This window comes from Pedobacter sp. NJ-S-72 (assembly GCF_053890575.1).
This window is the reverse complement of record NZ_CM132681.1, coordinates 2,168,808-2,195,250: the sequence shown is the minus strand read 5'-3', so window position 1 is coordinate 2,195,250 and position 26,443 is coordinate 2,168,808. Positions and strand designations below refer to the sequence as shown.

The following is a 26,443-nucleotide window of genomic DNA, read 5'->3' as shown; positions in this document are numbered from 1 at the left end:
GACGGATCTTTCGTATATATCCCTAAAGGAGTAAGATGTCCGATGGAACTTTCTACTTATTTCAGGATTAATGCTGAAAATACCGGTCAGTTTGAGCGTACACTAATCATTGCTGATGAAGATAGTTATGTAAGTTACCTGGAAGGATGTACAGCGCCTATGCGTGTGATGAAAATCAATTGCACGCTGCGGTAGTTGAACTGATTGCCATGAAAGGTGCGGAAATTAAATATTCAACGGTACAAAACTGGTATCCTGGAGATAAAGAAGGAAAAGGCGGAATTTTTAATTTTGTAACCAAACGTGGAGCCTGTCGTGGTGAGCGTGCCAAAATTTCATGGACACAGGTAGAAACAGGTTCTGCAATTACGTGGAAATACCCAAGTATACTGTTACAGGGCGATTATTCATCAGGCGAGTTTTATTCTGTTGCAGTAACTAATAACATGCAAATTGCAGATACGGGTACAAAAATATATCATCTTGGTGCCCATACCAAAAGCAGGATTATCTCTAAAGGGATCTCTGCAGGTCAGGGACAGAATAGCTATCGTGGTTTAGTGCAAATGGGGCCTAAGGCTGCTTATGCACGTAACTTCACCCAGTGCGATTCTCTGTTAATAGGTGACCGTTGTGGTGCACACACTTTCCCTTATATCGAATCCAAAAAAATAATACAGCTACCATAGAGCATGAAGCTACGACCTCCAAAATAGGAGAAGATCAGGTCTTTTATCTGAATCAGCGTGGAATTGACGCGGAACAGGCTATTGCATTAATCGTCAATGGATATGCAAAAGATGTACTGAATCAATTGCCAATGGAATTTGCAGTAGAGGCTCAAAAATTACTTTCTCTTACACTCGAAGGCAGCGTAGGGTAGATCATAAAAAAATATAGAATTCATATGTTATCAATAAAAAATCTTCATGCGAATATTGAAGGAAAAGAAATTTTAAAAGGAATTAACCTTGAGGTGAAAGCCGGTGAAGTACATGCTATTATGGGTCCTAACGGATCTGGGAAAAGTTCACTGGCCTCAGTTCTTGCAGGTCGTGAAAATTACGAGGTTACTGAAGGTGAAGTTTGGCTGGATGGTAAAAATCTGTTGGATATGAAACCTGAAGTGCGTGCACGTGAAGGTGTTTTCCTTGCTTTTTTCAATATCCTGTAGAAATTCCTGGAGTATCAAACATCAATTTTTTAAGAACAGCATTAAGTGAAATCAGAACTCACCGTGAGCTTCCGCAGCTTTCGGCTAAAGAGTTTCTGAAAATGACTAAAGAAAAACAAGCTTTGGTTGAATTCGAAGCAAAGCTGGCTAACCGTTCTCTGAACCAGGGTTTTTCCGGAGGAGAGAAGAAAAGGAATGAAGTATTCCAATTAGCCATGCTGGAGCCTAAATTGTCAATTCTTGATGAAACAGATTCAGGACTGGATATCGATGCTTTACGTATTGTATCTAACGGTATCAATAAATTGCGTTCAGCAGATAATGCTTTTGTTTTGATTACTCACTATCAGCGTTTGCTTGAATATATCGTGCCTGATTTTGTACATGTATTGTACAATGGTCAGATCGTACGTTCAGGAACAAAAGAACTGGCATTAGAACTGGAAGAAAAAGGATACGACTGGTTGAAAGAAGAATTCCATGGCAATGAATCAATAAACAAAATTTAAGATGGTAAATCAGTTTACAACTCCATTTTATAATCAATTGATCGCTGAGTTTGAAAACACACCAAAAGCTGAAAATATTAACGTTGATTTATCAAAATCAAGGGAAGATGCTTTTGAATTGTTTAAGGCAAAGGGGTTTCCTACCTCAAAAGATGAGGATTGGAAATTTACTAATCTGACTCCATTTCTAACTGATACTTTTTCACAGACTACAGGTGAAGTTGATCAGCAGGAAGTTAAGGCAGCAATACATGCAGCAATTGTACCTGGTCTTGATGCCTGGTTGCTGGTTTTATTGAATGGTAAGATCCAGTTTGACTTATCTGTTTTACCAGAAGCTGATCAATTGAGTGTACTTCCATTGGAAAGTATTATCAATACAGAACTTTATAAGGATTATATTACCTGTAAAGAAGCAGAAGGCAACAGGATGTATGCTTTAAATGCAGCATTTTTTACTGATGGATATTTTCTTGAAGTTCCAAAAAGAATGTAGTACTGGGCAAACCAGTACAGATCATTCATCTGTATACAGCAAATGAAAATATGTTGTATCAGCCGCGTCATTTAATCATTGTAAATGAAAATGCAAAAGCTGAATTAATTGATAGTGCTGTTTCACTAGGGCATGCGCAACGTGTATTAATGAATAGCGTCTCGCAAATCACAGTTAAAGAAAATGCAAATCTGATTCAGTATGTGATTCAGGATAACGCTGCCGAAGACAGATTAATCAATTATAATCATATTACCCAGGAACGTCATAGTCGTTATGATAACTTCATGTTCAATTTACCTGGTGCAGAACTGATCCGTAATAACCTGGAAATTGTTCTCAATGGTAGTGCAACTGAAACTCATTTATTAGGTTTATACCTGGTAGCTGGTCATCAGCTGACCGATAATCATACTGCAATTCACCATAGATTCCCGCATTGTGATAGCAATGAGATCTATAAAGGGGTATTATTAGATAAAGGTAAAGCGGTGTTTAACGGAAAAGTATTTGTAGAGCGTCCGGCTCAGAAAACCAATGCTTTTCAGCAGAATAATAATCTTTTACTGAGTGATAAAGCACAGGTATTTGCAAAACCTCAATTAGAAATATTTGCGGATGACGTAAAATGCAGCCATGGTTGTACAGTAGGTCAATTTGATCCTGAATCATTGTTTTATCTACAGTCGAGAGGGATTTCTGAAGAGTCGGCCCGTAAACTTCTGGTAGAAGCGTTTATGTTTGATGTTACTCAAAAAATTGAAAATGAAGCGGTAAAGGATTTTGTTCAGTCTTTAATTTATAAAAAGATGGAAAATTCATTAGCAACAATCATTTAAAAGGAAAAGAAATGAGCAGACCGATAGCAGAAAATATCAGAGAAGACTTTCCTATACTGGATACCAAAGTATATGGTAAGGATTTAGTATATCTTGATAATGCAGCAACAACACAAAAACCTACAGCAGTTTTAGCTGCTGTAGAGGTTTTATATAAAACTTGCAACAGTAATGTGCACCGTGGTGTGCATTTGTTAAGCCAGCAGGCGACAGCGGCTTATGAAGAAGCACGCCATAAGGTAAGTAAGTTCATCAATGCTGCATTTAGCCATGAAGTTATCTTCACGAAAGGGACAACCGATGGAATTAACCTGGTTGCCTCTTCATTTGGAAAGAAATTTCTAAATGCCGGGGATAGTATCCTGGTTTCTGCTATGGAACATCATTCGAATATTGTACCCTGGCAAATGATCTGTGAAGAGAGAGGAGCAACACTAAAAGTCATTCCTATGGATGAAAATGGTGTGTTGCAAATGGATACTTTACCAGCTCTTTTGGATGAAAGCGTAAAACTGGTTTCAGTTACTTACGTATCAAACTCTTTAGGAACAATTAATCCGGTCAGAGAAATTATTAAACAGGCACATGCGAAAAATATTCCTGTAATGATTGACGCTGCGCAGGCTATTCAGCATTTACCAATAGATGTACAGGAACTGGATATTGATTTTCTGGTTTTCTCAGGACATAAAATTTACGGGCCTACCGGGATTGGTGTACTTTATGGCAAAGAAAAATGGCTGAATATGATTCCTCCTTATCAGGGAGGGGGTGATATGATTAAAACTGTCACTTTCGAAAAAACCATTTACAATGATTTACCTTATAAGTTTGAAGCAGGTACACCGGATATATGCGGAGCGATCGGGCTTGGGGCGGCTATAGACTATGTGAATGCTATAGGTCTGGAAGCTATACAGGAAAAGGAACATGAATTATTAAACTATGCGCTCGAATTGCTGGCCGAAGTACCTGGTCTGAGGTTTATTGGAAAAGCAGAGCAGCGCGCAAGTGTAATTTCATTTTTAATTGATGGTGTACACCCTTATGATTTAGGAGAATTACTGGATAAACAGGGAATCGCTATCCGTACTGGCCATCATTGTACTGAACCGGTTATGGACTTTTTCGGTATTCCAGGGACTTGTCGTGCTTTCTTTTGCCTTTTACAATACTCGTTCAGAAGTGGATTTACTGGTAGCAGGAATAAAAAGAGCTGCCGCTATACTCATTTAATTATTACAGATGACGATTAACGAACAACAGGACGAGATTATTGAAGAGTTTGAGCTTTTTTTTCAGACTGGATGGATAAATATGAGAATATCATTGATATGGGGAAAGAACTTCCTCTGATTGATGCACAATATAAAATACCGGATAACCTGATTAAAGGATGCCAGTCAAGTGTGTGGCTGCACCCGGAATACAAAGAAGGTAAAATCTGGTTTACTGCTGATAGTGATGCAATTATTACCAAGGGGTTGATTAGTATGATGGTCAGGGTTTTATCAGGACATACTCCACAGGAAATTATAGAGTCAGATTTGTACTTTATCAATACTATAGGTTTACAGAATCACTTGTCACCTAATCGTTCCAATGGGTTATTGTCAATGCTAAAACAAATGAAGATGTACGCCCTGGCTTTTAAATCACAGGATTAAATTGAATTGTTATGAGTGAACCATTGTTAAGAGATAAAATCGAAGATGTATTACATACGATCTACGATCCGGAGATACCAGTTAGTATTTATGAACTGGGCCTGATCTATAAGATTGATATGCTCGAAGATAATAATGTACATATTTATATGACACTGACTGCGCCTGCGTGCCCGGTTGCGGGTGAACTTCTTGAGGAAGTAGAAAATAAGGTGAAAGCTGTTGAAGGTGTGAATGGGGTAGAGGTACGTCTTACTTTCGATCCGCCATGGACCAGAGATATGATGAGCGATGAAGCAAAGTTAGAACTGGGCTGGTTGTAATGGAAAATAAGATGTCATTTAGGGAAGGTGCTGTGAATCTGCTGAAAACCAGCGGGGCACAGTCTCTGTTGTCGCTTGCCCGTGAATTTAAGGTGACGGTAGAGGGTGCACGTTTCCAAATGTTGCGCTTAGAAAAAGAAGGTCTGGTGACTTCCAGCAAAACGGTAACCGGGAGAGGCAGGCCACAGCAATTATGGTCACTAACCAGTTTAGGGCAATCCCGCTTCCCGGATACACATGCCGCACTTACCGTTAAGCTGATGGAAGTAATGAAAGAGCTTCTTGGTGAAAATGCTGTTTCACAGTTGATTACGGTTAATGGTGAAAAAGGGACCAGTAAGTACCTGAAAGAACTGGAAGGTGTCTCTGATCTTGAAAAGAGAATCAACAGTTTTGTCTCTATCCGGACAAAAGAAGGTTATATGGCCCAGGTCATCAAAGATGATGAAGGGTTCATTTTTATAGAAAATCATTGCCCTATAGGTGCCGCTGCTCATGCTAATCCTGCAATATGCAATGCAGAATTCAAAACACTGCAAACTGTTATTGGTGAAAACATACCTATAAAACGTATAGAATATATCGTTGACGGAGGCAGAAGATGTGCCTACCGTATCTCTTCTGTTAAATCGTAGCTCTGTTTACTCATATTTTAGCGCATCCACTGCGTTAGCTCTTGCGACTTTAATACTTTGTACACTCACTGTTAATAAAGCAATAGCGATTGAAAGACCTGCTGCTATCAGAAAAGGCCAGACTGATATACCTACACTATAATCATATTTTTGAAGCCAGCTTTTTGATAAAATATAAGCTATAGGAAAAGCAATTATATTTGATAGCAGGACAAGTTTAATGAAATCTTTGTTGAGTAAAATAAGAATGCTTTTTAAATCAGCACCAAGTACTTTTCTGATACTGATTTCGTTACTGCGTTGTTCGGCCATATATAAAGCTAAATGATCATTAATAATCAGGTTTGTTTTAGCAAAATAGATACGATCAATAGCAGCGAATTGCTTGTTGTAATTCCATTCATAACTGACATAGAACAGTAATATCATACAGCAAGCCAGGCCAATAGCTAAACCGCCAATATTGATCAAAGAAAAACCTTTGTTTTTCAGCAGGTTTCTTCTGGCTATTTTTAGGTTAAGCAATAACATATATTGAATTTACCTTATGCAGACTAATTACATGCCAGTTTATGTAATTTTGTTATTACGCTATCCGTCAGTTGATTATGGATTTGTTGTTATTTTTGTAGTTCATTATCGAACAAAAAAAAATACGTAAACGTACAATATGAGTGTTTTTTTTTATAAATTTCACCGCAAGGGGAATTCTTTTCTTTACCAAATATATTTAAGTGCTCAAAAAATGTCAGAATTTACTGTTGACTCCTTTTTGCTGGTTCGGTCACCGGCCTATAGTTACGAGAATTTTAACGAGTTGTTTTTGCAAGGATTGTTAAAAACGGATTTCTTTAGGGCGAGTTTGTTTTTTGCCAGTCAGACATTATATGTTGAGCTGAAGAAAAAAGATTTTGATTATGACCGATTAAATGAACGGGCAAAAATAACTTTGTGGAAATACTTAAACCGAATGTGTTTTAGAGCGTTACCATATGGTCTCTTTTCTTCATTCTCTTTAGCCAATTGGACGTCAGGTCAGGATGATCAATTGTGTTTTACCGGTCAAGGTGGGTTGACTGCTATCCCTGATTTTACGACAATACTGAATTATATCAATACTTTAAAAGTAGAAGAATTACCATCTATTCGATATTATGCTAATAATTCCATGTATGATGTGGCAGGGGAGCTGTATTTTGTTAGTCAAGCTTATACTGAACAGGATAAACATGTAGTAGTACATCTAAAAGTAATCCCTGGGTTGAAAAAAATGTTAAAGTTTATTGACCAGGGAAAGACAAAAACTGACATTCTTAGTTATTTGATAAAAGAATACGGTGAAGATGCAGGTGCAGAGGATTATTTTAATCATTTGGTACAGGGCCAGGTAATTGTTTCAGAGCTAACACCAAATGTTACGGGCTTATTGTATAATGAACGGTGTCTGGCTTTATTGAAAGAATACCCTCAGCTTAGTTTGAAGCGATTAAAAACATTCTCAACTGTTATTAATGATCAAAGAGCCGGATTACCCACTCTTAATAGAGCTGTAGAAGAACTCATTAGCCGAAATGAAGATAGAGTTCCTTATAGTTTATATCAGCGTGAAATTTCAGGCGGACTAAATAATGAGGTGCATCCTGAATTTATCTCATTGATCAAAAATCTGGACAAACTAACTGTTGATAGGAATGAAGACGTAATGAAAGGCTTTAAGACGGCTTTCAAAAAGAAATATGACCGGCGGGAGGTACCATTAATGGAAGTGATGGATCCGGGAATTGGTGTTGGGTATGAAAATTTAACTTCGGCTTTTGATAACGGCAATGATGGATTTGTCGAAGATTTGAGAAAGAGTGAGGAAGCTGAAAGTAAGCTGAATTGGGGTGAAGCAGAAAAATTGATCTTTAAGAAATGGAATGACCTTTCGAAATCAGGTTTGGAAAAAATTATACTTACGCAAGAGGATATTGACCTATTGCCAGAAAGTAATTCTTTATTGCCACCAGGCATGTCCATTTTATATAAAAATGTAGACAACGAACTATGGATCGATCAAATTGCAGGTGTATCAGGAGTAGAATTGGGAGCAAGATTTGGAGCTCCAAATGAGGCTATTGAACAACAGCTTAAAAATATATGCGAACAAGAGCTGTCCATAAATAATGATTTTATATTTGCTGAAATTGCCTTTTCACCTGCTAATAAGACATCAAACATTAATCAACGAGGACATTTTTATCCTTATGAAATCCCCATATTAACCTATTCAACACGTCCGGAAGAAAATACTATTAAACTGAATGATCTGGTCATATCGATGAGTGGTGACACAATCCTTTTAAGATCAGTAAAACTCAATAAATATGTTATACCCAGGTTTTCTTCGGCCTACAATACTAAGCTTACTACTATTCCGGCATTCAGATTTCTTTGTGATTTACAGCATCAGGGAATTAAATCCAGCTTAGTGTTTTCTCTTGAACAGCTTTTTCCAGGTTTAGATTATTATCCACGTGTTCAACTAGGCAGGGGCAGTTCTCAGTCCTGCCAGATGGAATTTGGATGAGCATAAAATTAACAAGATAGTTGCGGGGCACTATAAGGATTTTGGAGAAGAATTGCATCTGCCAAAATATTTTAGTTTGAATGAAAGTGATAACTTTCTTGTTTTTAACAGAAATAATAAAGTTGATCTTGATATGTTTATTAAATGTATCAGAAACAAGAAATCAATCACATTAAAAGAATATGTATTACCTGAGTGTGCCGATGTGCATGATATGAAGGGAAGGCCTTACGCAAGCCAACACATCGTTTGTGTCGTCAATAAATCTAAATCATACCCTTCTCCTCAGCCAATGGGCAATGTAATCGGGGATATTAAAAAGCTAAAAGTAAAACGCACATTTGTTCCTGGAGATGAATGGCTATATATCAAATTGTATGCGCATTACTCATTGACAGATTGTATTTTAATAAATGTTATTTTACCTGTACTTCAAAAATACAAGAAGAACAGTCCAGGGTTTAAGTGTTTTTTTTAGATTAGATATAATGATCCCGAACATCATATCAGACTAAGATTTTTTATTACCGGAAAATTAGCTCATAGTTTATTCACGGAACTCAACGCAAAGTTAAGACCACTGTGTCATTCAGGGAAAATATCGGAGGTACAGCTTGATACTTATCAAAGAGAGTTGGAAAGATATTCAGCAGAGTTAATAGATGAAATAGAATCGTTATTTTATCACGATAGTGAGTATATTCTTAGTACACTTCAAGCATTTGGATATGAAACGAGGTTTAAATTAAATTTTGCAATACACTCGACACTTCTAATGGTAAAGTGCTTCATTAAAGATAAAGAACAACGTGTTGATTTTTTTGGTCAGATTCTTGCCGATTATTCAGCAGAATTTAATAATGGTGATAAAGAAATCGCGCGTAAAATGGATCTTAAATACAGAGATTTTCAGTCAGAATTGACTAATAATGAGCAGTTTTCTATTTATAAAAGTAACAGAATTTACGACTGTTTTAATCTAGGGCTCGTTGCTCTTAATGAGAAAACATCAAATTGGAGACCTGTTGATAAATATAACCTGATTGCAAGTTTGTTACATATGCATATGAACAGAATATTTGAAGATGATCCCCGTGCTTATGAATATCTTGCCTATCATTTTATGAAAAAGTATCAGGTTTATCTCAATTATATGACTAACGATGAGTTTTAATAACGTTGCTATTTACTTTTTTTAAGAGCTGGTCTTTATAGGAAGATCCTATAGGTAAAATCATTTTATCGATCATAATTTTGTTTCCTTCCATCATCGTTACCTTATCAATATTGATGATATAGGATTTATGAATTCTGATGAAATTAACAGTTGGTAAGCCGGCTTCAATCTCCTTCATTGTCAGATAGATAATATGATTGTTTTGAGGAGTATGAATGACGATGTAGTTGTTTAACCCTTCAATATATTCAACATCATCATAATTTACTTTAAGCATTTTACCTTTTATCCCCGGTTAACAAAAAAGTAGCTTTCATTTTTAGGGGTACTCTGGGGTTTTTTCTTCTTCTATTTTAGTGATAACCTTTGTTACAGATTTTAGAAATTTCTCAAAGGAAATCGGTTTTAGCAAAAAATCAGATATATTTTTTTCAAAACCCTGTACAGCATACCCGGCATGACCAGTAGTGAAAATGATTGCTGTGTTTTTATAGATTAAATCTGCTACATCCAGGCCAGACATCTCAGGCATATCAATGTCCAGAAAAGTAATGTCTATATCCTTATTTTCATTAATATATTTAATTGCCTCCAATGGATTTTGTGAAGTAGAAACGACCTCCAGTTGTGCACTGTCTGCTGCGTATTTTTTTAGAGTTTCGATGGCGTGTGATTCATCATCTATTATAAAAAATTTATATACATAAAGGTTATAAGGTTATTTGGAGGTTGAATGTATAATCATCTGCAGTTTCTATTATTTGTATTTCATGAACATTTAAATAGTAGTATGCATCAACCTTAGTTTTAAGTTTTTAAGACCCACGCCATGACTAGGTAATTGTTTTCTTGTTCTTATTTTTCTGTTGTAAATGGCAAATTTCAATTCATTGTTGTTAATATCTATACTGATTTTTACAGGATACTCGGTATTTTTAAGATCGGCATATTTAAAAATGTTCTCTATGGGGGTTAACAAGATTAAGGGGAGTATCCTTAAGTTGCCAGTATTTCCCGTAATGGTGAAAGATAACTGTAAATTATGATCAAACCTAAATTGATTTAAATCAATAAAAGAAGCTATCTGCTCAATTTCTTCCGAAAGCTCTACTTTACCATTTTGCGGTATTTCAGTCAATGCATAACGCATAATGTCTGAAAGTAATAAAATTGGCTTAGTTAGTTGAGGAGCTGTTGTAATCGCTGTATTATGAAGGAAATTTAAGGTGTTAAATAAGAAATGCGGATTGATTTGTGATTTTAAATAGGCAACTTCAGAATCGACCAGTTTTTTTTTTCTAATTGTTGTTGTTGTAATTGGTCCAGTAATTTTGCTTTTTCTAAATCTGAAATTTCCTTTCTCTGTGTAATGATGTTTAAAGCAAACCAGTAACCTGAACTCAAACCAACAAAATAGATGAACCGATAAATAATTCTGGCCATAGTAACCAGATCAATATCAAAAGTAAGGATGCTTGAAGGAGCGATGATATTGTAAATCCATGAAAAAATATATTTTAGAATTGAATATGCTATAAACTCAAGCAAAAATAGTATTACTCCTATATATATGGGATTTTTGTATATTAACGGCCACAATATGTAAGCGTTAGTGTAAAAAAGAATTATATTGAGGGAATAGGCTAAAATATAATCTCCTAGAGAAGAAGTTGGAAGGTGCAATAGAAATACAAGGAGGAATTCATAGGTAATAAACAGTGTCCATACAAAAATATGTCCACGATAAATTTTAGCTTTTTTTGAAGAGAATGCGGAAATCATTATTTCAAATATAGGAGATTATATATTCATTTACCACGATAATATATTAGTTCATGTAATAACTTTTTAAATATTGAAGGATACTCCTATTATTGGTTAAAATTAACCGCTAGCATGTTATGAAAAAAATAAAAACTGTTTTTTTGGAATTAAAATTGACTCCAGTTTATCAGATATCCATAAGAAATAAAGCTATTTTCCAAGAAGGAACTGTTACTGAAGTTAATACTACTTTTGCTGGAACCATTACAGGTATTTATATGTGAAATATAATATGAACATGTTTACAAGATAATCTTGGCTTCGAATTTGATTAACCATTAATAGTTAATCAAATTCAAATAAAACCAGGACTATTATGAAAACGATGAAATTACCGAAGTTTAAAGTTGCACTTCTTTTATGTGCAGGCTTATTCATAAGCGCTTCGGTTAATGCACAGGAAAAGGAAGAAAAGAAAGTAGAAGCAGCAACAACCGTACTCGCGGATTTTAGTAAGATGAAGGAATCTATACCATCAGACTTACTTACTCGCTGTCACTCAGGGGATTATTGTCGTTCCAAAATTAATCAACGCAGGATTTGTAATAGGAGCTAAAAGAGGCAAAGGTATTGCTATGGTGAAAAGAGCCGACGGAACATGGAGTAATCCAGTCTTTGTCACAATTACCGGAGGCAGCATTGGTTTTCAAATAGGTGTACAGGCAGTAGATCTTGTTTTGGTATTTAAACACAGCAGTAGTCTGACTGATATCAAAAAGAGCAGTTTTACACTTGGTGGTGACCTTTCTGTTGCTGCAGGCCCTGTAGGCAGGAATACAACCGCAAATACCGATTATAAACTGGAAGCAGAAGTCTATTCTTACTCTCGCAGTAAAGGTCTTTTTGCAGGAATTTCTGTAAACGGAGCTTCTCTGGCGATAGATGCTGACGCTAACAAAAGTTTTTATGGAAAAGCATCAACTGCACATAAAATATTTGATGCACCTGACAATTCTTCAGAGATCGTAAAAGAATTAAATCCACTTTGACAGGTATGCAGGCGAAATAATCTGCATCAAATTAATTTGTCAGTACTCATCTTTAATGAGTCGTTTCTTTTCGGTCATGAAAAAATTCACGCTGATAATTAAGCGGGCTTTTACCCGTAATTGATTTGAAGTATTTATGAAAACTGGCAAAATTATAAAAGCCGCTTTCATAACAGATCTGTTTGACATTAATCTTGTTTTCGATCAGTAATTTACAAGCATGGCCTATTCTTATTTCATTAATGAACTGAGAATAGGTCTTTCTTGTTCTTGATTTAAAATACCGGCAAAAATAGTTCACACTTACATGTGCAATATCTGCTACCTCCTTAGTTTGGATCTTACGCTTAAAGTTAGCAAGTGAAAATTCATAGATCGCATGAATCCTGTCGTTTTCGGATTCCTCGAAATTATGTTTAAAACCAATAGAAGAAAGGAGCCTGGTTTTTGTGCAATTGCCGATGCTCGTCAGCGCTTCCATTAACAGCAAATTTTCTTTGAACCTTCTGCCTGTAAAAGCTGCTCCAGCAAATCACCAATGTTGTTTTTGATCTGCCCGCCAATCTGAATCCCCCGTCTCGCTTTTTCCAGTGTAGTTTTAATCAGTTTATTCTCCGGCAAATTGAGAAACACATCTCCCCAGAAATTCTCATTGAAATGTATCACCCTTACATCAGCACTGGTATTAACCTGCTCATCAAAATAAACATCGTCAAATCTCCAGTAATGCGGCAGGTGTGCACCGATTAAAATCACATCACCAGAACGAAAACGCTTAATGCTGTCACCGATAAACTGTGTGCCATTACCTTTCTTAAAATGAATCAGTTCCACTTCCGAGTGATAGTGCCATCGGTTGTTGATATAGGGCACATTATCCTGTCTGGCATTGAAGGAATGAATTGGGTTTGGAGATGCTTTTAAAAGTTGAGGTTTCATTTTTTTTTGTTACAAATGATGGCTGATAAAAGGTAAATATGCCAAAATGCAAAATCATTTAATCTTTCGTTCAAATGATAAAATAAATAAAATCAAAAATACTTTCCTTTGAATATACAAAGATACCGCACCATCTAAAAATATAAAACAGATAAATGAGGACCTATTGTTTAACGCTTGATTTGATTAATGATCCCGAACTAATCCGGGAATACGAGAAATATCATCAAAAAATATGGCCGGAAATCTATGCCAGTATTAAGAACTCAGGAATAGAGAAGATGCAGATTTATCGCTTTTCCAATCGTCTGGTGATGATGATGGAAGTGAGCGATACTTTCAGCTTCGAACATAAGGCTGCAATGGATGAACAGAACGAAAGGGTACAGGAATGGGAAAAGCTGATGTGGAAATACCAGCAGGCTTTACCAGGAGCAAAACCCGGAGAGAAATGGATGTTAATGAATCAAATTTTTGAACTCGAATAATATGGCGCAAACAGAAACAACTTACTTTATACAAATTCATCCGCTGGATAATGTATTGGTAGCCCTTGTGTATCTGCCTGCAGGATTTAAAGTAACGTTTAATGCGCTGACTTTTGATATAATAACACCGATAGCCGCCAAGCACAAATTTACCATACATGATCTGTCTGAAGGGAACAGCATTTTCATGTATGGCGTGCTGGTGGGTAAAGCAAGTGAAGCTATTAAGGCGGGGCAAGCAATAACAGTTGATAATGTAAAACATGCCGCAGAAGGTTATCAGCTTGGAGAAAGAAAAACACAATGGCAAAAGCCCAATGCTGAAGCTTTCAGGGATAAAACTTTTATGGGATTTCATAGAGAAGATGGTGCTGTTGGTACTGCCAACTACTGGATCGTTATTCCCCTGGTATTCTGTGAAAACCGAAATGTAGAAGTCCTTAAAGAAGCACTTACAGGTAAACTGGGCTTTAAAAAAGCTAAAAGTTACGAAAACGAAGTAGACGGCTTAATTGCATTATATCAAACAGGCAAAAGCGTAGAAGATATTTTGCAGGCAGATTTGCAGCACTCAGCTGCTGCTGTAGCCCCTGCCAATAAATTATTCCCAAATATAGATGGGATTAAATTTTTGAACCACGATATGGGCTGCGGAGGAACCAGAATGGACTCTGATGCACTCTGTGGTCTGTTAGCCGGATATATTACACATCCAAATGTTGCAGGAGCAACCGTTCTGAGTTTAGGTTGTCAGCATGCACAGATCAGTATTCTGGAAGCAGAGATAAAAAAAAGAGATTCGAAATTCAGTAAACCATTAGTTATTCTGGAACAGCAAAAGCTTGGGACAGAAAGTAAGTTGCTGCAAGAAGCATTGAAGCAAACTTTTACTGGTCTAATGGTCGCTAATCAAAAAGAAAGAGCACCAGCACCTTTATCGAAGCTCTGCATAGGATTGGAATGCGGTGGTTCTGACGGATTCTCAGGAATTTCGGCTAACCCCGCATTAGGTCATCTTTCTGATCTGCTGGTTACAATGGGCGGAAGCGTTATTCTGGCCGAATTTCCAGAGCTATGTGGTGAGCAGGAGCTCAGTGATCGCTGTATAGATATCGAAACAGCCAATCGTTTTATGGGGCTGATGAGTACTTATAATGCTCTTGCAGAAGCATCAGGTTCTGGATTTTATGCAAATCCATCGCCCGGAAATATTAAAGATGGGTTAATTACAGATGCTATAAAATCCGCAGGTGCGGCAAAAAAAGGGGGTAATTCTCCTGTAACAGCGGTATTGGATTACCCTGATAAAGTGACAAAACCAGGTTTAAATTTATTGTGCACTCCGGGCAGTGATGTTGAAAGCACTACTGCCGAAGTAGGTTCGGGTGCAAATATTGTTCTTTTTACAACTGGTCTGGGTACACCAACCGGAAATCCTGTTGCACCAGTGATTAAGATCTCTACAAATACTGCATTATTTAATAAAATGCCTGATATTATCGATATTAACTGCGGAACTATTATTGAAGGAACAGAAAGTATCGAAGAAGCTGGTGAACGGATACTGAATTACGTGATCGATGTGGCAAGCGGGCTCATTAAACCTAAATCTGTAGAATTAGGGCAGGATGATTTTATTCCATGGAAAAGAGGAGTTTCATTATAATTTAATATATGTTTAGTTTAGAAGGAAAAGTAGCTATTGTTACCGGCGGAGGAAGTGGTATAGGAAAAGCAATTTCTATACTATTTGCCAAACAAGGTGCAGAAGTACATATTATAGAGCTCAATGCTGAGGCAGCTGAGGAAACAGTTACCGTAATTAAGCAGAACAATGGTAAAGCCCATGCTCATGGTTGTGATGTAAGTAATCAAAACCAGGTATTGGATATTTTTTATCAGATCGGAGCCGTTGATATTTTGGTTAACAATGCAGGTATCGCCCATATAGGCAAGGCCGATACCACAAGTGAGGAGGATTTTGACAAAGTATTTGCAGTGAATGTTAAAGGAGCTTATAACACTTTATTTGCTGCAATTCCCTTTTTAAAGAAAAGTGAAAGTCCGGTGTGATTTTTGAATATGGCATCTATAGCTGCTTTGGTAGGCATAACCGACAGATTTGCTTATTCGATGAGCAAGGGTGCAATTTATGCAATGACCATGTCTGTAGCGCGTGATTATATGGAAGACGGTATCCGTTGTAATAGTATTTCACCTGCAAGAGTACATACCCCTTTCGTAGATGGTTTTATTTCAAAAAACTATCCTGGTAAAGAGGAAGAGATGTTTTCTAAGCTTTCTAAAAGTCAGCCGATTGGGAGAATGGGGAAACCAGAAGAAATAGCTGCACTGGCCTTATATCTTTGTGCAGAAGAGTCAGGATTTATCACTGGAAATGATTATCCGATTGACGGAGGATTTATAAAACTTAACAACTAAAGATATTTATGAAATTAATAAGATGGGGCAATGCGGGTCATGAAAAGACTGGTGTAATTATCAATGATATTAAGTACGATACTTCTGCTTTTGGCAGAGATTATAATGAAGATTTTTTTGAAAAGAATGGCTTGGCAAGATTAGCCGAATTTGTGAAAGCAAATGCTGGTAAACTAGATAAAATTCCAGATTCAGCTCGTTTAGGTTCACCAATTGCACGTCCGTCTAAAATTATATGTATTGGATTAAACTATGCAGATCATGCTAAAGAAACCAATGCACCATTACCTGTTGAGCCAATTATCTTTATGAAATCGACCACAGCATTAGTTGGGCCGAATGATGATATTATTATCCCGAAAAATTCTGTGAAGACAGACTGGGAAGTTGAACTTGCAGTTGTAATCGGTAAAAAAGCATCCTATGTTGAGGAATCAGAAGCATTGGACTATGTAGCGGGCTATGCTTTGCATAATGATGTTTCAGAACGTGAATTTCAGATAGAAAGAAACGGAACCTGGGACAAAGGCAAAGGCTGTGATACTTTTGCACCTTTAGGCCCATTTTTAGCTACTCCTGATGAACTGGGTGATCTGAATAAACTGCGTCTCTGGCTTAAAGTAAATGGCAAAACGATGCAGGATGGTAACACCTCAAACTTTATTTTCAACATACCATTTGTAATTTCCTACGTAAGCCAGTTTATGACACTTTTACCAGGAGATGTGATTTCTACGGGAACGCCGGCAGGAGTCGGGCTTGGTTTTAAGCCACCAGTTTATCTGAAAGCAGGTGATGTCGTAGAATTAGGTATTGATGGTCTTGGAGTTTCCAGACAGGAAGTTAAAGCTTATGTTAAAAATTAATATCATTTAAAACTCAATAATGGATCTGCAATTAAAAGATAAAATAGTTATTGTTACAGGCGGTGCAAAAGGAATTGGTGAAGGAATTGTTCGTCAGCTGGCAAATGAAGGTGCTATTCCTGTTATTGTAGGCAGGAAGGAAGCCGATAACCTGAAACTCGTTAACGAAATTGTTAGTGAAGGTAAACAGGCCTTTCAGGTTGTAGCAGAGCTGACAGATCCAAAAAGTGCAGAAGAAACTATCTATACGATCATCAATACCTTTGTAAAATAGATGGTTTGGTAAACAATGCAGGTGTAAATGACGGAGTAGGTCTGGAGAGCGGTAATTATCAATCTTTCGTAGATAGTTTACATAAAAATGTGATTCACTATTACCTGATGGCTCATCAGGCGCTCCCTTACCTGAAAAAGAGCAAGGGAGCCATTGTTAATATCGGTTCAAAGGTAGCAGATACGGGGCAGGGTGGTACTTCAGCTTATGCCGCATCGAATGGAGCCAGAAATGCGCTGACAAGAGAATGGGCAGTTGAATTGCTACCCTATAGTATTCGGGTAAATGCAGTAATTGTAGCTGAATGTTATACTCCTTTGTATCAAACCTGGATAAGTACTTTGCCAGAACCGGAAAAAAAAAACTGAAAGATATTACAGCAAAGATCCCATTTGAACAACGAATGACGACCGCAGAAGAAATTGCTAATACAGTGGTATTCCTGCTATCTCCCAGATCGAGCCATACTACCGGACAACTTTTATATGTAGATGGTGGCTATGTTCATCTTGATCGCTCCATAAGTACTTAGCAGCTATTGCTTAGCGATCGTTTAAATTTAAACGACCGCTAAGAATATTTTCTATATTTGCAAAATGTTCAGAAATATTCTTGCACATGTCCTGATCTTCTTCACGTTGACCGCTAATTTTAGCCAGGTCTTTGTGCAGGCGGGGTTTGATTTGAATGAGAACTATATCGCATCCAAACTCTGTGTTAACCGCGACAAGCCGCAGATGCATTGTAATGGTAAATGCTACCTGATGCGTAAATTGAAACAGGCGGAACAAAAGGAAAAGAACAGGGAACATGAAAATCAACGTGGCATGCACCAGGTAGGTGTAGTCGTGGAGAAACTTTCATTTAATCCTTATATGTTCCGTATTGAACAGGTATATCAATCTGAATTGCCTTTTCGTCTGCCAGTATATGCTGCTGATATCTTTCAGCCTCCCCGCGTATAATCCAAATTTTAAAACCTGTTTAAATCTAACAGGATCTTATGAGGCCGGTATTCTTAAATACCGGTTAATATTTATATGGATTATAATTTCGCATTTTACAATGAAGCCTTTAAGATTTATTATGCTGCTTGCTTGCCTTGCCTTTTTTGAGCAAAGCATTCATGCACAAAATCAACCTGTTACAGGTAATATTTATGACTCTCAAACTAAACAGGCACTTGCCGGTGTAAGTATCAAAACATCTGATAATAAACTCCTGACTGTATCGGATAAAAAAGGATACTTTAAAATTGAAAATACAACCGCAGATCAGCACTACAGGTTTATCCTGCTCGGTTTTAAACCGCAGGAAGTTGATTACAACAAAAAAGAGGGGATGTTGAATATTCAGCTGGATGCAGATGAATCCAGTTTGAATGAAGTCCGGGTAACTGGTTTTGCAGGTAACCGTACCAAGAAGGAAACTGCGGGGTCTATCGGAATGATTACCAGCAAAGATATCAATCGTGGCAGTGGACTTTCTTTTTCAATCGGCGCTGAATTCTATACCCGGAGTAAGAATGGATCAGAGCACGCTCTCTGAGGCCAGGATTGCAATTCGTGGAAACGGTGTCAGGTCTTCTTATGGGTTAAGAAATATAAAAGTTTACCTGAATGATATCCCAGTTACGGAGGCCGATGGAACAACCCGCATCGAGGCTTTAGATGTCAACAGTATTGGCAGAGCTGAAGTAATCAAAGGACCTGCATCCAGTATATATGGAGCTGGTACAGGTGGAGTAATCAATTTTCAATTGCAGCGTTCCCCTTACCAGGAGCAAAGCCTGGAAGCTTCTGGTTTAGCAGGTAGTTATGGCTTACACCGTTTGGCGGCAACTTATCGCAACGGCGGAGATAAAATAAACAGTTACGTTTCTTATGGGTGGCAGGAGTATGATGGATACAGAGAGCATAGCAATGATATGCGCAGATTTCTTTCTGGTAATTTTCAGCTCTTTCCAAGTAATAAACGTATTATCACCCTGTTACTCAACAGGACAACACAGTACTCCCAGATTCCGGGCTCACTGACCGCAGATCAGGTAGCTGCCAATCCATTACAGGCAAATGCAAGTAATCTGGATAAGCAAGCTGGCCGTTATCAAACCTGGACAAGAGTAGGTCTTGGACAGCAATATCAAATCAATGATCAATTATCTAACAGTACAAGTGTATTTACTTACTCCTATGATTTAAACCATCCATTACCCTATGCTTATCTGAGAAATTATTATCAGAGTTATGGTGGAAGAACAAGTTTTACTTATAATCCGGGTTTCTCAGCATTGCCAACAAAATTTATAGTTGGTGCTGAGTTCAATGAAGGGTTGACTAAAGGAACACAATATGTAAATAATAAAGGTAAAGAAGGCACTTTGACAGGAAATATAGATTACCGGAACACACTTTATTCATTGTTTTATCAATCAGAGACCCAGTTGGGGGAACGTACTTTATTAACCCTGGGACTGAGCTATAACAGTTTAAAGTATGATGTATCCAATTATCTTGTTCCCACGCAAAGTGGAATAAAGGATTTTAAACCACAAGCGACTCCCCGAATCGCTTTAAGCCATAACTTTTCTGACGCATTAAGCTTGCATGCAAGTGTAAGTACAGGTTTTTCTCCGCCGTCAAGTTCAGAGGTGAAAAATGTAGATGGATCAATTAATCCTTTTTTACAGGCAGAAAAAGCTGTCAATTACGAAATTAATGCGAAAGGTAATCTGCTGAATTCCCGCCTGAGCTATGATCTTTCCTTATTCAAAATGGATATGAAAGGAGAGCTGATCGGACAATCTGTACAGCAAGGGATAACCATTTACAACAATGCTGGAAAAACGACACATAATGGCGCAGAGCTGGCTTTGTCATGGCAAGCTTTAAAACCAGATGATAACCAGGGAATAGCTAGCCTGAGACCCTTTGTTGCGCTAACCTATTCGGCTTTCAAATTTAAAGATTATCAGATTCTGAATGCGGCAAATGAAGTTACAGCCTCTTATAACGGGAATGCCCTGACCGGGATTTCACCATGGGTGATTAGTGCCGGTCTTGATTTAGAAACCCGGTTTGGGCTATATGGTTATTTGAATTATTACTACAATGATAAAATGCCTTTAAATGATAAGAACTCTGATTATAATGCCTCCTATCAGGTTGTAAATGCTAAAGCAGGGTATAAGAAAAGATTGGAGGCCTTTGAAATAAATGTCTATGGTGGAATTGATAACTTATTCAATGAAGCTTATAGTTCAATTTTATCTTTAAATGCAGTAGGATATGGTGGTGCACAACCTGCCTATTTTAATCCTTCGCCTAAAAGAAATGGATTTGCCGGACTAGGGGTGAAGTACTTCTTTTAATGATTTTCTCTCTGATAGTTTAGTTATTATAAAAAAATCAGTTTAAATCGAGAAGCTTTAAATATAAAAAGCCGGTTGTCTAAACCGGCTTTTTATATTATTAAAAGAATAAATTATTCTTGTGTGATCTGGCGCACTGAAATTGAATTTGCAGTAGATCCTGTGATATAGACTGTGTAAATTTTATCAGCAGCAAATGCTGATAAGTTAAAACTACCTAAACTTGTAGACTGACCTGCTGCATAAACATTAAGAGAAAGAACTCCAGGAGTTATCGTTGTAAAATTCGTTGCCACATCGCGGCCAAGATTTGCAGCAAGATTTTCACCTGATGAACGTCTGATGTCAATATTAACCGGAGCTGCATCACTTAAATGCACAAATCTTACTTTAGCTTGTCCGCTGGCTGGCGCACTTCTGTCATCTTCAAAAAATTTGACTCTGGCTGCCTGTCCGTCTCCTGCTAAAAATACCGTATAGCTGGAACCGTTTTTAATATCAGATTTTCCTGTTGCATAGGCAGTTGTAGACCCGTCACTTCTAAATTCAGCTACAAGGTTATTACCTGAATTAGTAGAAATGTAAGCAGATGAATTAGCAAATGATAATCCGCTTGCTTGCTACAACAGTTTTATTGGCTAAATAAAAACCCTGGTTAGGTGATGTCGGTGATGCATTGACAACTTTAATATTTGCAGATCCAGAACTGTCAACGTCGTTCTTTTTGCAGGAAGATACAAATACCGCAAGAGATAAAATAGCCGTCCCTTTAAGTAAGTTTTTTAAAAATGATCTCGTTTTCATAGTAATAAATTAATAAGTGGATAATGTGTTAGTTCTATAACATTCTTGTTACTATCTGTCCTTTGCAAGAATTAATCCGTTAAAAATGGATTTTGGGTCGTCAATTTTGATTATGAGTGGTATATGATAGAAGGACAGGTAGTTATGAGTCTTAAAGAGGGAATTGGTATATGGAAGAAATAACTTGTAATCTAAGTAAATAAATGTACTAAATACTGGACGTAATTGCGGTTTTTTTTGAGAAAGGAAAGACAAATCAGTATGGACTATAAAAAGGGTTACATTAAACTTTTGTGCTTTTTATTTGTCTATTGTTTAATGACGGTAAAATACTGACAGATTGAGTTTAATCATTAAAATATATCAAAATGAAAAAGCTATTTTTATTACTATTTGTTGTGGCAGCAGCATTTTCAGGGTGCTCTTCATACAACTATTATTCAGTAACCCGCAAACCACTGGATCCCGCAAAATATAAAACCTTTGCCTGGATACCCGAAGGGAAATCGAAATCTACCTCTATTTATAATAATGACATAGCTACAGACAAAATTGTAGAGTCAGCCAGCCAGGAAATGGGAAAAAGAGGTTTTAACCTTCAAAGCGATAACCCTGATTTACTACTGCGTTATACTGCTGTGGTGAATAAAGAGGTTAAAGATTATAGTGACCCTGTATATTATAATCCTCCAACAAGAATACTTCCGCGTGTTTCTTACTACGGGGGCAGAAGGGTTTATTATTATTCCTATTATAACCCTCTTCCGGTTTATGTAGGAGAAAGAGAAAGAAGTATAAGAATTAAGGCGAATAGTATTATGATGATTGATATTATCGACCGTAAAACATCAAAAGTATTATGGAGAGGGTGGGCAGAAGGGGAAGTTAATAACCCGGAAAAAGCGATTAACGAAATCCCGGATGTCATTGGCAATATTTTCAAGAAGCTGCCTTAGGTAAATGATGACGTGAATCTATTTTGCAGAAGTTAACCACCAGGTATTTCCAAAGGGATCTTCTATGCCTCCGCATCGTCCATAATCCATATCAGATACCTCAGTTACAACAGAAGCACCATGAAATATAGCCCTTTGAAATGTTTCATCGGCATTGCCTACATAGATAAAAAGATTACCGGCAGCTTTTCCATATTTATCTGCCGCTTCGGAAAGCAGTAAAACACTATGTCCGATTTTTATCTCGGCAGATAACACTGTTCTGTTATCTGCTGCTATATTTAATAAGCAGGTTTCCGCATTGAAGACTGTTTTGACGAATTCAATAAATTCTATTGCATTTTCAAGCATCAGATAGGAGAGTATCGTGTATTGATCCTTGTAATTATTCATGGATGTGATATTTTTCGTTATATCGGCTTTTTTATTGACCAGCACGATATGCTTAACAAATAATTTAATAAGAAGTTTTCAGAATCTTTTTAATTGCAAGGTTGCTTATTTAAATGTTAATATACACCTAAAAAAGATCAATTTAGTGATACACCGAATAAATGTATAACAGAGAAGAATCGTCAGCTTTCTGTTTTTCGTAAAAACTGACTATGTTCTTAAAGTTGTCAGAATGTAAAATTTAATCATCTTATCATAATTATCTTTATATTGTTCAAAACTATACTGGAAATAATAATCGGATTTCTATTTTTGCGGAGATTTAGATGGATGAATTCTGCCTTTAAGCTCTCCGTCTGATAAAATTAGAATAACCCAAGTTCAAACAATGCATAACCAAGGAAAGAAAATCAGAGTTGCAATTTTAGGCGTAGGTAATTGCGCCAGCTCGTTAGTACAAGGCGTGGAGTTTTTACTATAAACATGCAGAAAAGACATCAGGATTGATGGCTAATGATATTGGTGGATATAAAGCGGCAAATATTGAATTCGTTTGCGGATTTGATGTAGACGAAAGAAAAATCGGCCAGCCTTTAAAAGACGCCATTTTTGCTAAACCAAATTGTACGATCATACTTAATGCTGATATAGAATCAGAAGCTCCAATATATAGATCACCTGTCATTGATGGTGTATCTCCACAGATGGCAGCTTATCCTGAAGCAAACAGGTTCGTAATCAAAGAAGAATTGAAGAATACTGATATTTTGATTGATAGCGTTACTTATGATAAAGCTCAGGTAAATGCTTTACGTGCTGAAATTGTCGCGCAATTGCGTAAACATGAAGCAGAAGTATTAATCAACTACCTTCCTGTTGGCTCACAACTGGCTACAGAATTTTATGCAGAGATCTGTATTGAATTAGGTATCTCTTTAGTAAACTGTATCCCTGTATTTATTGCTTCAGATCCTGCCTGCATGGGAGCAAAGGTTCATTGATGCTGGTATTCCAATCATCGGAGATGATATGCGTAGTCAGTTTGGCGCAAGTATCGTTTCTCAGATGCTTCAGGAATTAGCTTTCGAAAGAGGTCATCATGTGAAAGCTCACATTCAGAGAAATGTTGGTGGAAACACCGATTTCCTTAACATGGAAGACAAAAATCGTTTAAAATCTAAAAAGATCTCTAAAGAAAACGTAATCCGTGCACAAAATGATATCAGAGGTATCTCAACTGAAGACAGTTTCCTTCACGCAGGTCCTTCAGAATACATTGCCTATTATGGAGACAACAAAGTAGCTAACTTCCGTTTGGAATTAGAAGGCTTTATGGGTGCTCCGGTAATCTTTGATGCCCAGCTTTCAGTTCAGGATTCACCTAACTCTGCTGGTGTGGTTATCGATGCGATCAGATATGTTTATGTAGCAAGAGAATTAGGTTTGGTAGGCGCACTTAGAGGGCCTTCAGCTTCTACTCAGAAACTCCACCTGAGCAAATGATGTTCAGTGATGCAATCTATGAGTGCCATGCATTAGCAAAACGCGAATTGACAGCATCAACAAGAAAACAATTAAAAAAATAATCTTCAGACTTAACAGTTCACAGGTTATTAAAGGATTACGATCTGCATAAAAAAAAAAAACGCTCAGGCCATTTAGCCTGAGCGGTTTTTTTGCTATTAAAAATAGGTTTATCTGATCTTATTTTGCCAGTAACTCGTCAATCTTCTTCTCAAAAGCCGCTTTATATTTGGTATAATAATCACCAGTGCCCGGCCCATAAAAATCAGTCGTAATCTCTGTTACCTTTCCGCTTTTATCAAGAATCAGGGTAGTTGGGAATACTTTAATGGCAGTTAACTGTGGTAATGTTTTCTCTGTATGCAGTGAATCAGAAACTGTAGTAGGAGTAATCAGCAAAGGATATTTTACATCGAATCTTTTTTGAAATTTACGTAGACTTGCAGTAGAACGCTTTACGTCGTCCGTAGTGTACTCGTAAGCAAGTCCAAGTATTTCTACGCCTTTTGCTTTGTTCTTGTTATAATACTCGCTTAGAAAGGCTGTTTCGTCCATGCAATTAGGACACCACGAACCCATTAGCTGGATGATTACCACTTTATTTTTAAACCGCTTATCTTTAATTGAAACCTGTTTTCCGTCAAGATCAGGAAAACTGAAATTCAAACTTCCATCTTCACCATCCTTAAGTTTCGTTACCTGCTGCGTTGATAAAGCGGCGTTGTCGTCTTTTTGAGCAGTCCATTTCTCTTTTGAAACCGGGCCGCTGTATAAATTACCATCGGTAATATTACCTTTATTGATCTTGCCCGTAAATACCATGGCATGAATCCCATCGAACGTAGATAACTGCAATGAATCTCCGGTAACTATGCCAGAAAGATAACGGTAATCACCAGAAGGGGTAAGGATTGAACCTGTTACCTGGTTTCCTTTTTGTGCAAACTGACCAATAGCTTCACGTTCAGAGCCAGTAGCTTTTGTAAAGTCAATTTTCCATTTTCCATCGGCACTTTCTTTAGCATCACCATTTACAGCAGGAAAGCGATAAGCTTCTTTTGTAGTGGCAGTAAAAGGCATAACAATATCTTTTGCTGTAGTTTTTCTTATCCATGTTCCTGAAAGACTATCTTTTGATATAATCTTCAATCTGAAAGCAGATTCAAAAACGGGCATATTAATAAATACCGAATCTTTGACAATAGTAACGTCATCAGCCAGCATTTTTTCAGGATCATTTACAATATAGAATACTGTTTTTCCTTTTTGCTGCTGGATATCCAGGTTAAAAATAATCTTATTCCCATCATTTCTTTGAAGTGCAGCACGCCAGGCACCCTGCTGAAGAGAAGTCTGTGCAGTTGCACCAATAGATAAAAGAGCGAACAAACCTATACCAAGGGTCTTTTTATACATATGCTTATCAATTTTGAGCGGTTGTTTATAATTATAAGGCGAATATACTGTATGTAATTAATTAAACTCTACTAATTCTGTAGAGTAAGACTATCGTCAAATTATGGAGACGAACGGAATAATTCCCACCGGAACATTTCTTCATTCATACCTTTAAAGCTAAAACCGAGTCCTTTTAACACCTTTGCAGAGCCGGCATTTGCAGGCTCACAGCTTGCAGTTATCACCCTTAATTCTGATTGTTGAAATGCCCAGTCAATTAAACTGTTAACAGCTTCCGCTGCATAACCATTACGTCTTGCACTGGCTATAATTCCATAACCGATGTCGGCAGCACCATTAATATCTGGTAATCCTTTGAATCCAGTATCCCCAATAACTTTGTTCGTTTCCTTTTCGATAATTATCCAGGATTCAAATCCGGAAGGGGCAGGTACCAGATTAAGTTTATCTATAATTCTGGGTAACGTTTCCAGCATATCTTCATCCGGCCAGATCTCGCCTGGATTTATGTTCATATTCCTTAAACTGGTAAAATCATTATTGAGCACTTCTCTGCAAATACAAAGAGTGAATGGGATTAAATAAAGTCTTGCAGTGTCTATCCTTTTGAATTGCATATGGTATCAGACAAAATAGTTATTTTATTTTAAACATTATTCCTTAAAGAAAATCCCTGAATTAGATCCCATTGAGGTAATTAAATTGAAAATGGAAGAGAAAAGATTAAAAGCAAAGGATTTGGATCCAATAATCGGATCGAGAGGTC

The 26,443-nt window shown here is 37.1% G+C and carries 35 protein-coding genes and 4 pseudogenes; 26 read left to right on the top strand and 13 right to left on the bottom strand.

The features are described from left to right. Positions 1 to 42: 42 nt before the first annotated feature. The 10 genes and pseudogenes from ACWYN3_RS14705 (at position 43) to ACWYN3_RS14660 (ending at position 5,643) form a co-directional block, all read left to right on the top strand. Entirely contained in the window at positions 43 to 195 is a 153-nt protein-coding gene (locus tag ACWYN3_RS14705) for a SufD family Fe-S cluster assembly protein (protein ID WP_456221810.1), read from the top strand. Further along, a pseudogene (locus tag ACWYN3_RS14700) lies at positions 147 to 883 on the top strand (SufD family Fe-S cluster assembly protein). The gene ACWYN3_RS14705 and the pseudogene ACWYN3_RS14700 overlap by 49 nt, the downstream one beginning before the upstream one ends. A gap of 24 nt (positions 884 to 907) precedes the next feature. Further along, positions 908 to 1,174, top strand: a complete 267-nt coding sequence (locus tag ACWYN3_RS14695; RefSeq protein ID WP_456221809.1) for an ATP-binding cassette domain-containing protein — start codon at positions 908 to 910, stop codon at positions 1,172 to 1,174. Between the two features lie 2 nt (positions 1,175 to 1,176). Continuing rightward, on the top strand, positions 1,177 to 1,683 hold the full coding sequence (locus tag ACWYN3_RS14690; protein ID WP_456223020.1) for a hypothetical protein: 507 nt from the start codon (positions 1,177 to 1,179) through the stop codon (positions 1,681 to 1,683). 1 nt (position 1,684) lies between these two features. After that, the gene (locus ACWYN3_RS14685; RefSeq protein WP_456221808.1) at positions 1,685 to 2,179 is read left to right on the top strand and encodes a hypothetical protein; all 495 of its coding nucleotides are present in this window, start codon (positions 1,685 to 1,687) and stop codon (positions 2,177 to 2,179) included. A gap of 2 nt (positions 2,180 to 2,181) precedes the next feature. Then, entirely contained in the window at positions 2,182 to 3,018 is an 837-nt protein-coding gene (gene sufD, locus ACWYN3_RS14680; RefSeq protein WP_456223019.1) for a Fe-S cluster assembly protein SufD, read from the top strand. An 11-nt stretch (positions 3,019 to 3,029) separates the two neighbouring features. Continuing rightward, complete coding sequence (locus ACWYN3_RS14675; protein WP_456221807.1) at positions 3,030 to 4,274, top strand: aminotransferase class V-fold PLP-dependent enzyme; 1,245 nt, start codon at positions 3,030 to 3,032, stop codon at positions 4,272 to 4,274. Between the two features lie 51 nt (positions 4,275 to 4,325). After that, the gene (locus ACWYN3_RS14670; RefSeq protein ID WP_456221806.1) at positions 4,326 to 4,685 is read left to right on the top strand and encodes a SufE family protein; all 360 of its coding nucleotides are present in this window, start codon (positions 4,326 to 4,328) and stop codon (positions 4,683 to 4,685) included. Positions 4,686 to 4,696: 11 nt separating this feature from the next. Next, positions 4,697 to 5,008: a DUF59 domain-containing protein gene (locus ACWYN3_RS14665; RefSeq protein ID WP_456221805.1), complete on the top strand. Its 312-nt coding sequence runs from the start codon at positions 4,697 to 4,699 to the stop codon at positions 5,006 to 5,008. Next, the gene (locus tag ACWYN3_RS14660; protein WP_456221804.1) at positions 5,008 to 5,643 is read left to right on the top strand and encodes a helix-turn-helix transcriptional regulator; all 636 of its coding nucleotides are present in this window, start codon (positions 5,008 to 5,010) and stop codon (positions 5,641 to 5,643) included. The genes ACWYN3_RS14665 and ACWYN3_RS14660 overlap by 1 nt, the downstream gene beginning before the upstream one ends. A gap of 6 nt (positions 5,644 to 5,649) precedes the next feature. On the opposite strand, the gene ACWYN3_RS14655 is transcribed toward ACWYN3_RS14660, so the two are convergent. Then, positions 5,650 to 6,174, bottom strand: a complete 525-nt coding sequence (locus tag ACWYN3_RS14655) for an ABC transporter permease (protein WP_456221803.1) — start codon at positions 6,172 to 6,174, stop codon at positions 5,650 to 5,652. A 214-nt stretch (positions 6,175 to 6,388) separates the two neighbouring features. Here ACWYN3_RS14655 and ACWYN3_RS14650 point away from each other — a divergent pair, with 214 nt between their 5' ends. The 3 genes from ACWYN3_RS14650 to ACWYN3_RS14640 are packed head-to-tail and all read left to right on the top strand — an operon-like array spanning position 6,389 to position 9,386. Then, complete coding sequence (locus ACWYN3_RS14650; protein WP_456221802.1) at positions 6,389 to 8,212, top strand: lantibiotic dehydratase; 1,824 nt, start codon at positions 6,389 to 6,391, stop codon at positions 8,210 to 8,212. After that, a complete protein-coding gene (locus ACWYN3_RS14645) occupies positions 8,205 to 8,690 on the top strand; it encodes a hypothetical protein (RefSeq protein ID WP_456221801.1) in 486 nt (161 codons plus the stop codon). The genes ACWYN3_RS14650 and ACWYN3_RS14645 overlap by 8 nt, the downstream gene beginning before the upstream one ends. Then, positions 8,691 to 9,386 carry a thiopeptide-type bacteriocin biosynthesis protein gene (locus ACWYN3_RS14640; protein ID WP_456223018.1) on the top strand — a complete coding sequence of 232 codons (696 nt, stop codon included), beginning with the start codon at positions 8,691 to 8,693 and terminating at the stop codon, positions 9,384 to 9,386. On the opposite strand, the gene ACWYN3_RS14635 is transcribed toward ACWYN3_RS14640, so the two are convergent. From ACWYN3_RS14635 to ACWYN3_RS14620, 4 genes are all read right to left on the bottom strand, one after another. After that, a complete protein-coding gene (locus ACWYN3_RS14635; RefSeq protein WP_456221800.1) occupies positions 9,370 to 9,666 on the bottom strand; it encodes a LytR/AlgR family response regulator transcription factor in 297 nt (98 codons plus the stop codon). The genes ACWYN3_RS14640 and ACWYN3_RS14635 overlap by 17 nt on opposite strands. Before the next feature lie 42 nt (positions 9,667 to 9,708). Continuing rightward, a complete protein-coding gene (locus ACWYN3_RS14630) occupies positions 9,709 to 10,074 on the bottom strand; it encodes a LytR/AlgR family response regulator transcription factor (protein ID WP_456223017.1) in 366 nt (121 codons plus the stop codon). Positions 10,075 to 10,167: 93 nt separating this feature from the next. Further along, positions 10,168 to 10,641 carry a histidine kinase gene (locus ACWYN3_RS14625; RefSeq protein WP_456223016.1) on the bottom strand — a complete coding sequence of 158 codons (474 nt, stop codon included), beginning with the start codon at positions 10,639 to 10,641 and terminating at the stop codon, positions 10,168 to 10,170. An 8-nt stretch (positions 10,642 to 10,649) separates the two neighbouring features. Beyond that, positions 10,650 to 10,937: a hypothetical protein gene (locus tag ACWYN3_RS14620; RefSeq protein WP_456221799.1), complete on the bottom strand. Its 288-nt coding sequence runs from the start codon at positions 10,935 to 10,937 to the stop codon at positions 10,650 to 10,652. A 353-nt stretch (positions 10,938 to 11,290) separates the two neighbouring features. Between ACWYN3_RS14620 and ACWYN3_RS14615 the strand changes: the two genes are divergently transcribed. Further along, positions 11,291 to 11,437, top strand: coding sequence for a hypothetical protein (locus ACWYN3_RS14615; RefSeq protein WP_456221798.1), 147 nt, complete (start codon positions 11,291 to 11,293; stop codon positions 11,435 to 11,437). 351 nt (positions 11,438 to 11,788) lie between these two features. Further along, complete coding sequence (locus ACWYN3_RS14610; protein WP_456221797.1) at positions 11,789 to 12,202, top strand: lipid-binding SYLF domain-containing protein; 414 nt, start codon at positions 11,789 to 11,791, stop codon at positions 12,200 to 12,202. 52 nt (positions 12,203 to 12,254) lie between these two features. On the opposite strand, the gene ACWYN3_RS14605 is transcribed toward ACWYN3_RS14610, so the two are convergent. Both ACWYN3_RS14605 and ACWYN3_RS14600 read right to left on the bottom strand, forming a co-directional pair. Continuing rightward, entirely contained in the window at positions 12,255 to 12,683 is a 429-nt protein-coding gene (locus tag ACWYN3_RS14605; RefSeq protein WP_456221796.1) for a helix-turn-helix domain-containing protein, read from the bottom strand. Beyond that, a complete protein-coding gene (locus ACWYN3_RS14600) occupies positions 12,683 to 13,141 on the bottom strand; it encodes an AraC family ligand binding domain-containing protein (protein WP_456221795.1) in 459 nt (152 codons plus the stop codon). Before ACWYN3_RS14600 ends, ACWYN3_RS14605 begins: the two co-directional genes overlap by 1 nt. Before the next feature lie 155 nt (positions 13,142 to 13,296). On the opposite strand from ACWYN3_RS14600, the gene ACWYN3_RS14595 reads away from it, so the two are divergent. The 8 genes and pseudogenes from ACWYN3_RS14595 to ACWYN3_RS14560 all read left to right on the top strand — a co-directional run bounded on the left by ACWYN3_RS14595 (position 13,297) and on the right by ACWYN3_RS14560 (position 20,581). Then, the gene (locus ACWYN3_RS14595; protein ID WP_456221794.1) at positions 13,297 to 13,629 is read left to right on the top strand and encodes an L-rhamnose mutarotase; all 333 of its coding nucleotides are present in this window, start codon (positions 13,297 to 13,299) and stop codon (positions 13,627 to 13,629) included. Position 13,630: 1 nt separating this feature from the next. Beyond that, positions 13,631 to 15,295: a UxaA family hydrolase gene (locus tag ACWYN3_RS14590; RefSeq protein WP_456221793.1), complete on the top strand. Its 1,665-nt coding sequence runs from the start codon at positions 13,631 to 13,633 to the stop codon at positions 15,293 to 15,295. Between the two features lie 8 nt (positions 15,296 to 15,303). Then, positions 15,304 to 16,071 (top strand): annotated as a pseudogene (locus ACWYN3_RS14585) (SDR family NAD(P)-dependent oxidoreductase). 8 nt (positions 16,072 to 16,079) lie between these two features. Beyond that, a complete protein-coding gene (locus ACWYN3_RS14580; protein WP_456221792.1) occupies positions 16,080 to 16,937 on the top strand; it encodes a fumarylacetoacetate hydrolase family protein in 858 nt (285 codons plus the stop codon). A gap of 19 nt (positions 16,938 to 16,956) precedes the next feature. Further along, a pseudogene (locus tag ACWYN3_RS14575) lies at positions 16,957 to 17,743 on the top strand (L-fucose dehydrogenase). 64 nt (positions 17,744 to 17,807) lie between these two features. Further along, on the top strand, positions 17,808 to 18,176 hold the full coding sequence (locus tag ACWYN3_RS14570; protein WP_456221791.1) for a hypothetical protein: 369 nt from the start codon (positions 17,808 to 17,810) through the stop codon (positions 18,174 to 18,176). A gap of 121 nt (positions 18,177 to 18,297) precedes the next feature. Next, the gene (locus ACWYN3_RS14565; protein ID WP_456221790.1) at positions 18,298 to 18,759 is read left to right on the top strand and encodes a carboxypeptidase-like regulatory domain-containing protein; all 462 of its coding nucleotides are present in this window, start codon (positions 18,298 to 18,300) and stop codon (positions 18,757 to 18,759) included. Then, on the top strand, positions 18,683 to 20,581 hold the full coding sequence (locus ACWYN3_RS14560; RefSeq protein ID WP_456221789.1) for a TonB-dependent receptor family protein: 1,899 nt from the start codon (positions 18,683 to 18,685) through the stop codon (positions 20,579 to 20,581). The genes ACWYN3_RS14565 and ACWYN3_RS14560 overlap by 77 nt, the downstream gene beginning before the upstream one ends. Positions 20,582 to 20,694: 113 nt before the next feature. Here the strand turns inward: ACWYN3_RS14560 and ACWYN3_RS14555 are convergent, their stop codons facing one another. The 3 genes and pseudogenes from ACWYN3_RS14555 to ACWYN3_RS14545 all read right to left on the bottom strand — a co-directional run bounded on the left by ACWYN3_RS14555 (position 20,695) and on the right by ACWYN3_RS14545 (position 21,385). Further along, entirely contained in the window at positions 20,695 to 20,961 is a 267-nt protein-coding gene (locus ACWYN3_RS14555) for a hypothetical protein (RefSeq protein ID WP_456221788.1), read from the bottom strand. 33 nt (positions 20,962 to 20,994) lie between these two features. Next, a pseudogene (locus ACWYN3_RS14550) lies at positions 20,995 to 21,162 on the bottom strand (DUF4397 domain-containing protein); the annotation flags it as partial. A 13-nt stretch (positions 21,163 to 21,175) separates the two neighbouring features. Next, a complete protein-coding gene (locus ACWYN3_RS14545) occupies positions 21,176 to 21,385 on the bottom strand; it encodes a hypothetical protein (RefSeq protein WP_456221787.1) in 210 nt (69 codons plus the stop codon). A gap of 368 nt (positions 21,386 to 21,753) precedes the next feature. On the opposite strand from ACWYN3_RS14545, the gene ACWYN3_RS14540 reads away from it, so the two are divergent. Further along, positions 21,754 to 22,341: a DUF4136 domain-containing protein gene (locus ACWYN3_RS14540; RefSeq protein WP_456221786.1), complete on the top strand. Its 588-nt coding sequence runs from the start codon at positions 21,754 to 21,756 to the stop codon at positions 22,339 to 22,341. 18 nt (positions 22,342 to 22,359) lie between these two features. On the opposite strand, the gene ACWYN3_RS14535 is transcribed toward ACWYN3_RS14540, so the two are convergent. Further along, positions 22,360 to 22,734, bottom strand: a complete 375-nt coding sequence (locus tag ACWYN3_RS14535) for a VOC family protein (protein WP_456221785.1) — start codon at positions 22,732 to 22,734, stop codon at positions 22,360 to 22,362. A gap of 503 nt (positions 22,735 to 23,237) precedes the next feature. Here ACWYN3_RS14535 and ACWYN3_RS14530 point away from each other — a divergent pair. Together ACWYN3_RS14530 and ACWYN3_RS14525 are read left to right on the top strand one after the other, a co-directional pair. After that, positions 23,238 to 23,735: a hypothetical protein gene (locus ACWYN3_RS14530; protein WP_456221784.1), complete on the top strand. Its 498-nt coding sequence runs from the start codon at positions 23,238 to 23,240 to the stop codon at positions 23,733 to 23,735. Then, on the top strand, positions 23,695 to 24,237 hold the full coding sequence (locus tag ACWYN3_RS14525; protein ID WP_456221783.1) for a hypothetical protein: 543 nt from the start codon (positions 23,695 to 23,697) through the stop codon (positions 24,235 to 24,237). The genes ACWYN3_RS14530 and ACWYN3_RS14525 overlap by 41 nt, the downstream gene beginning before the upstream one ends. A 201-nt stretch (positions 24,238 to 24,438) precedes the next feature. On the opposite strand, the gene ACWYN3_RS14520 is transcribed toward ACWYN3_RS14525, so the two are convergent. Both ACWYN3_RS14520 and ACWYN3_RS14515 read right to left on the bottom strand, forming a co-directional pair. Continuing rightward, complete coding sequence (locus ACWYN3_RS14520; RefSeq protein WP_456221782.1) at positions 24,439 to 25,674, bottom strand: peroxiredoxin family protein; 1,236 nt, start codon at positions 25,672 to 25,674, stop codon at positions 24,439 to 24,441. 101 nt (positions 25,675 to 25,775) lie between these two features. Then, complete coding sequence (locus tag ACWYN3_RS14515) at positions 25,776 to 26,192, bottom strand: GNAT family N-acetyltransferase (RefSeq protein ID WP_456221781.1); 417 nt, start codon at positions 26,190 to 26,192, stop codon at positions 25,776 to 25,778. Between the last annotated feature and the right edge of the window lie 251 nt (positions 26,193 to 26,443).

Bases quoted from the DNA above. Each gene is read 5' to 3' on its own strand.
- ACWYN3_RS14705 (WP_456221810.1), top strand. From the start codon at position 43: ATGGAACTTTCTACTTATTTCAGGATTAATGCTGAAAATACCGGTCAG.
- ACWYN3_RS14695 (WP_456221809.1), top strand. From the start codon at position 908: ATGTTATCAATAAAAAATCTTCATGCGAATATTGAAGGAAAAGAAATT.
- ACWYN3_RS14685 (WP_456221808.1), top strand. From the start codon at position 1,685: ATGGTAAATCAGTTTACAACTCCATTTTATAATCAATTGATCGCTGAG.
- ACWYN3_RS14675 (WP_456221807.1), top strand. From the start codon at position 3,030: ATGAGCAGACCGATAGCAGAAAATATCAGAGAAGACTTTCCTATACTG.
- ACWYN3_RS14670 (WP_456221806.1), top strand. From the start codon at position 4,326: ATGGATAAATATGAGAATATCATTGATATGGGGAAAGAACTTCCTCTG.
- ACWYN3_RS14665 (WP_456221805.1), top strand. From the start codon at position 4,697: ATGAGTGAACCATTGTTAAGAGATAAAATCGAAGATGTATTACATACG.
- ACWYN3_RS14660 (WP_456221804.1), top strand. From the start codon at position 5,008: ATGGAAAATAAGATGTCATTTAGGGAAGGTGCTGTGAATCTGCTGAAA.
- ACWYN3_RS14655 (WP_456221803.1), bottom strand. From the start codon at position 6,174: ATGTTATTGCTTAACCTAAAAATAGCCAGAAGAAACCTGCTGAAAAAC.
- ACWYN3_RS14650 (WP_456221802.1), top strand. From the start codon at position 6,389: ATGTCAGAATTTACTGTTGACTCCTTTTTGCTGGTTCGGTCACCGGCC.
- ACWYN3_RS14635 (WP_456221800.1), bottom strand. From the start codon at position 9,666: ATGCTTAAAGTAAATTATGATGATGTTGAATATATTGAAGGGTTAAAC.
- ACWYN3_RS14615 (WP_456221798.1), top strand. From the start codon at position 11,291: ATGAAAAAAATAAAAACTGTTTTTTTGGAATTAAAATTGACTCCAGTT.
- ACWYN3_RS14610 (WP_456221797.1), top strand. From the start codon at position 11,789: ATGGTGAAAAGAGCCGACGGAACATGGAGTAATCCAGTCTTTGTCACA.
- ACWYN3_RS14605 (WP_456221796.1), bottom strand. From the start codon at position 12,683: ATGGAAGCGCTGACGAGCATCGGCAATTGCACAAAAACCAGGCTCCTT.
- ACWYN3_RS14600 (WP_456221795.1), bottom strand. From the start codon at position 13,141: ATGAAACCTCAACTTTTAAAAGCATCTCCAAACCCAATTCATTCCTTC.
- ACWYN3_RS14595 (WP_456221794.1), top strand. From the start codon at position 13,297: ATGAGGACCTATTGTTTAACGCTTGATTTGATTAATGATCCCGAACTA.
- ACWYN3_RS14590 (WP_456221793.1), top strand. From the start codon at position 13,631: ATGGCGCAAACAGAAACAACTTACTTTATACAAATTCATCCGCTGGAT.
- ACWYN3_RS14580 (WP_456221792.1), top strand. From the start codon at position 16,080: ATGAAATTAATAAGATGGGGCAATGCGGGTCATGAAAAGACTGGTGTA.
- ACWYN3_RS14570 (WP_456221791.1), top strand. From the start codon at position 17,808: ATGTTCAGAAATATTCTTGCACATGTCCTGATCTTCTTCACGTTGACC.
- ACWYN3_RS14565 (WP_456221790.1), top strand. From the start codon at position 18,298: ATGCTGCTTGCTTGCCTTGCCTTTTTTGAGCAAAGCATTCATGCACAA.
- ACWYN3_RS14545 (WP_456221787.1), bottom strand. From the start codon at position 21,385: ATGAAAACGAGATCATTTTTAAAAAACTTACTTAAAGGGACGGCTATT.
- ACWYN3_RS14540 (WP_456221786.1), top strand. From the start codon at position 21,754: ATGAAAAAGCTATTTTTATTACTATTTGTTGTGGCAGCAGCATTTTCA.
- ACWYN3_RS14535 (WP_456221785.1), bottom strand. From the start codon at position 22,734: ATGAATAATTACAAGGATCAATACACGATACTCTCCTATCTGATGCTT.
- ACWYN3_RS14520 (WP_456221782.1), bottom strand. From the start codon at position 25,674: ATGTATAAAAAGACCCTTGGTATAGGTTTGTTCGCTCTTTTATCTATT.
- ACWYN3_RS14515 (WP_456221781.1), bottom strand. From the start codon at position 26,192: ATGAACATAAATCCAGGCGAGATCTGGCCGGATGAAGATATGCTGGAA.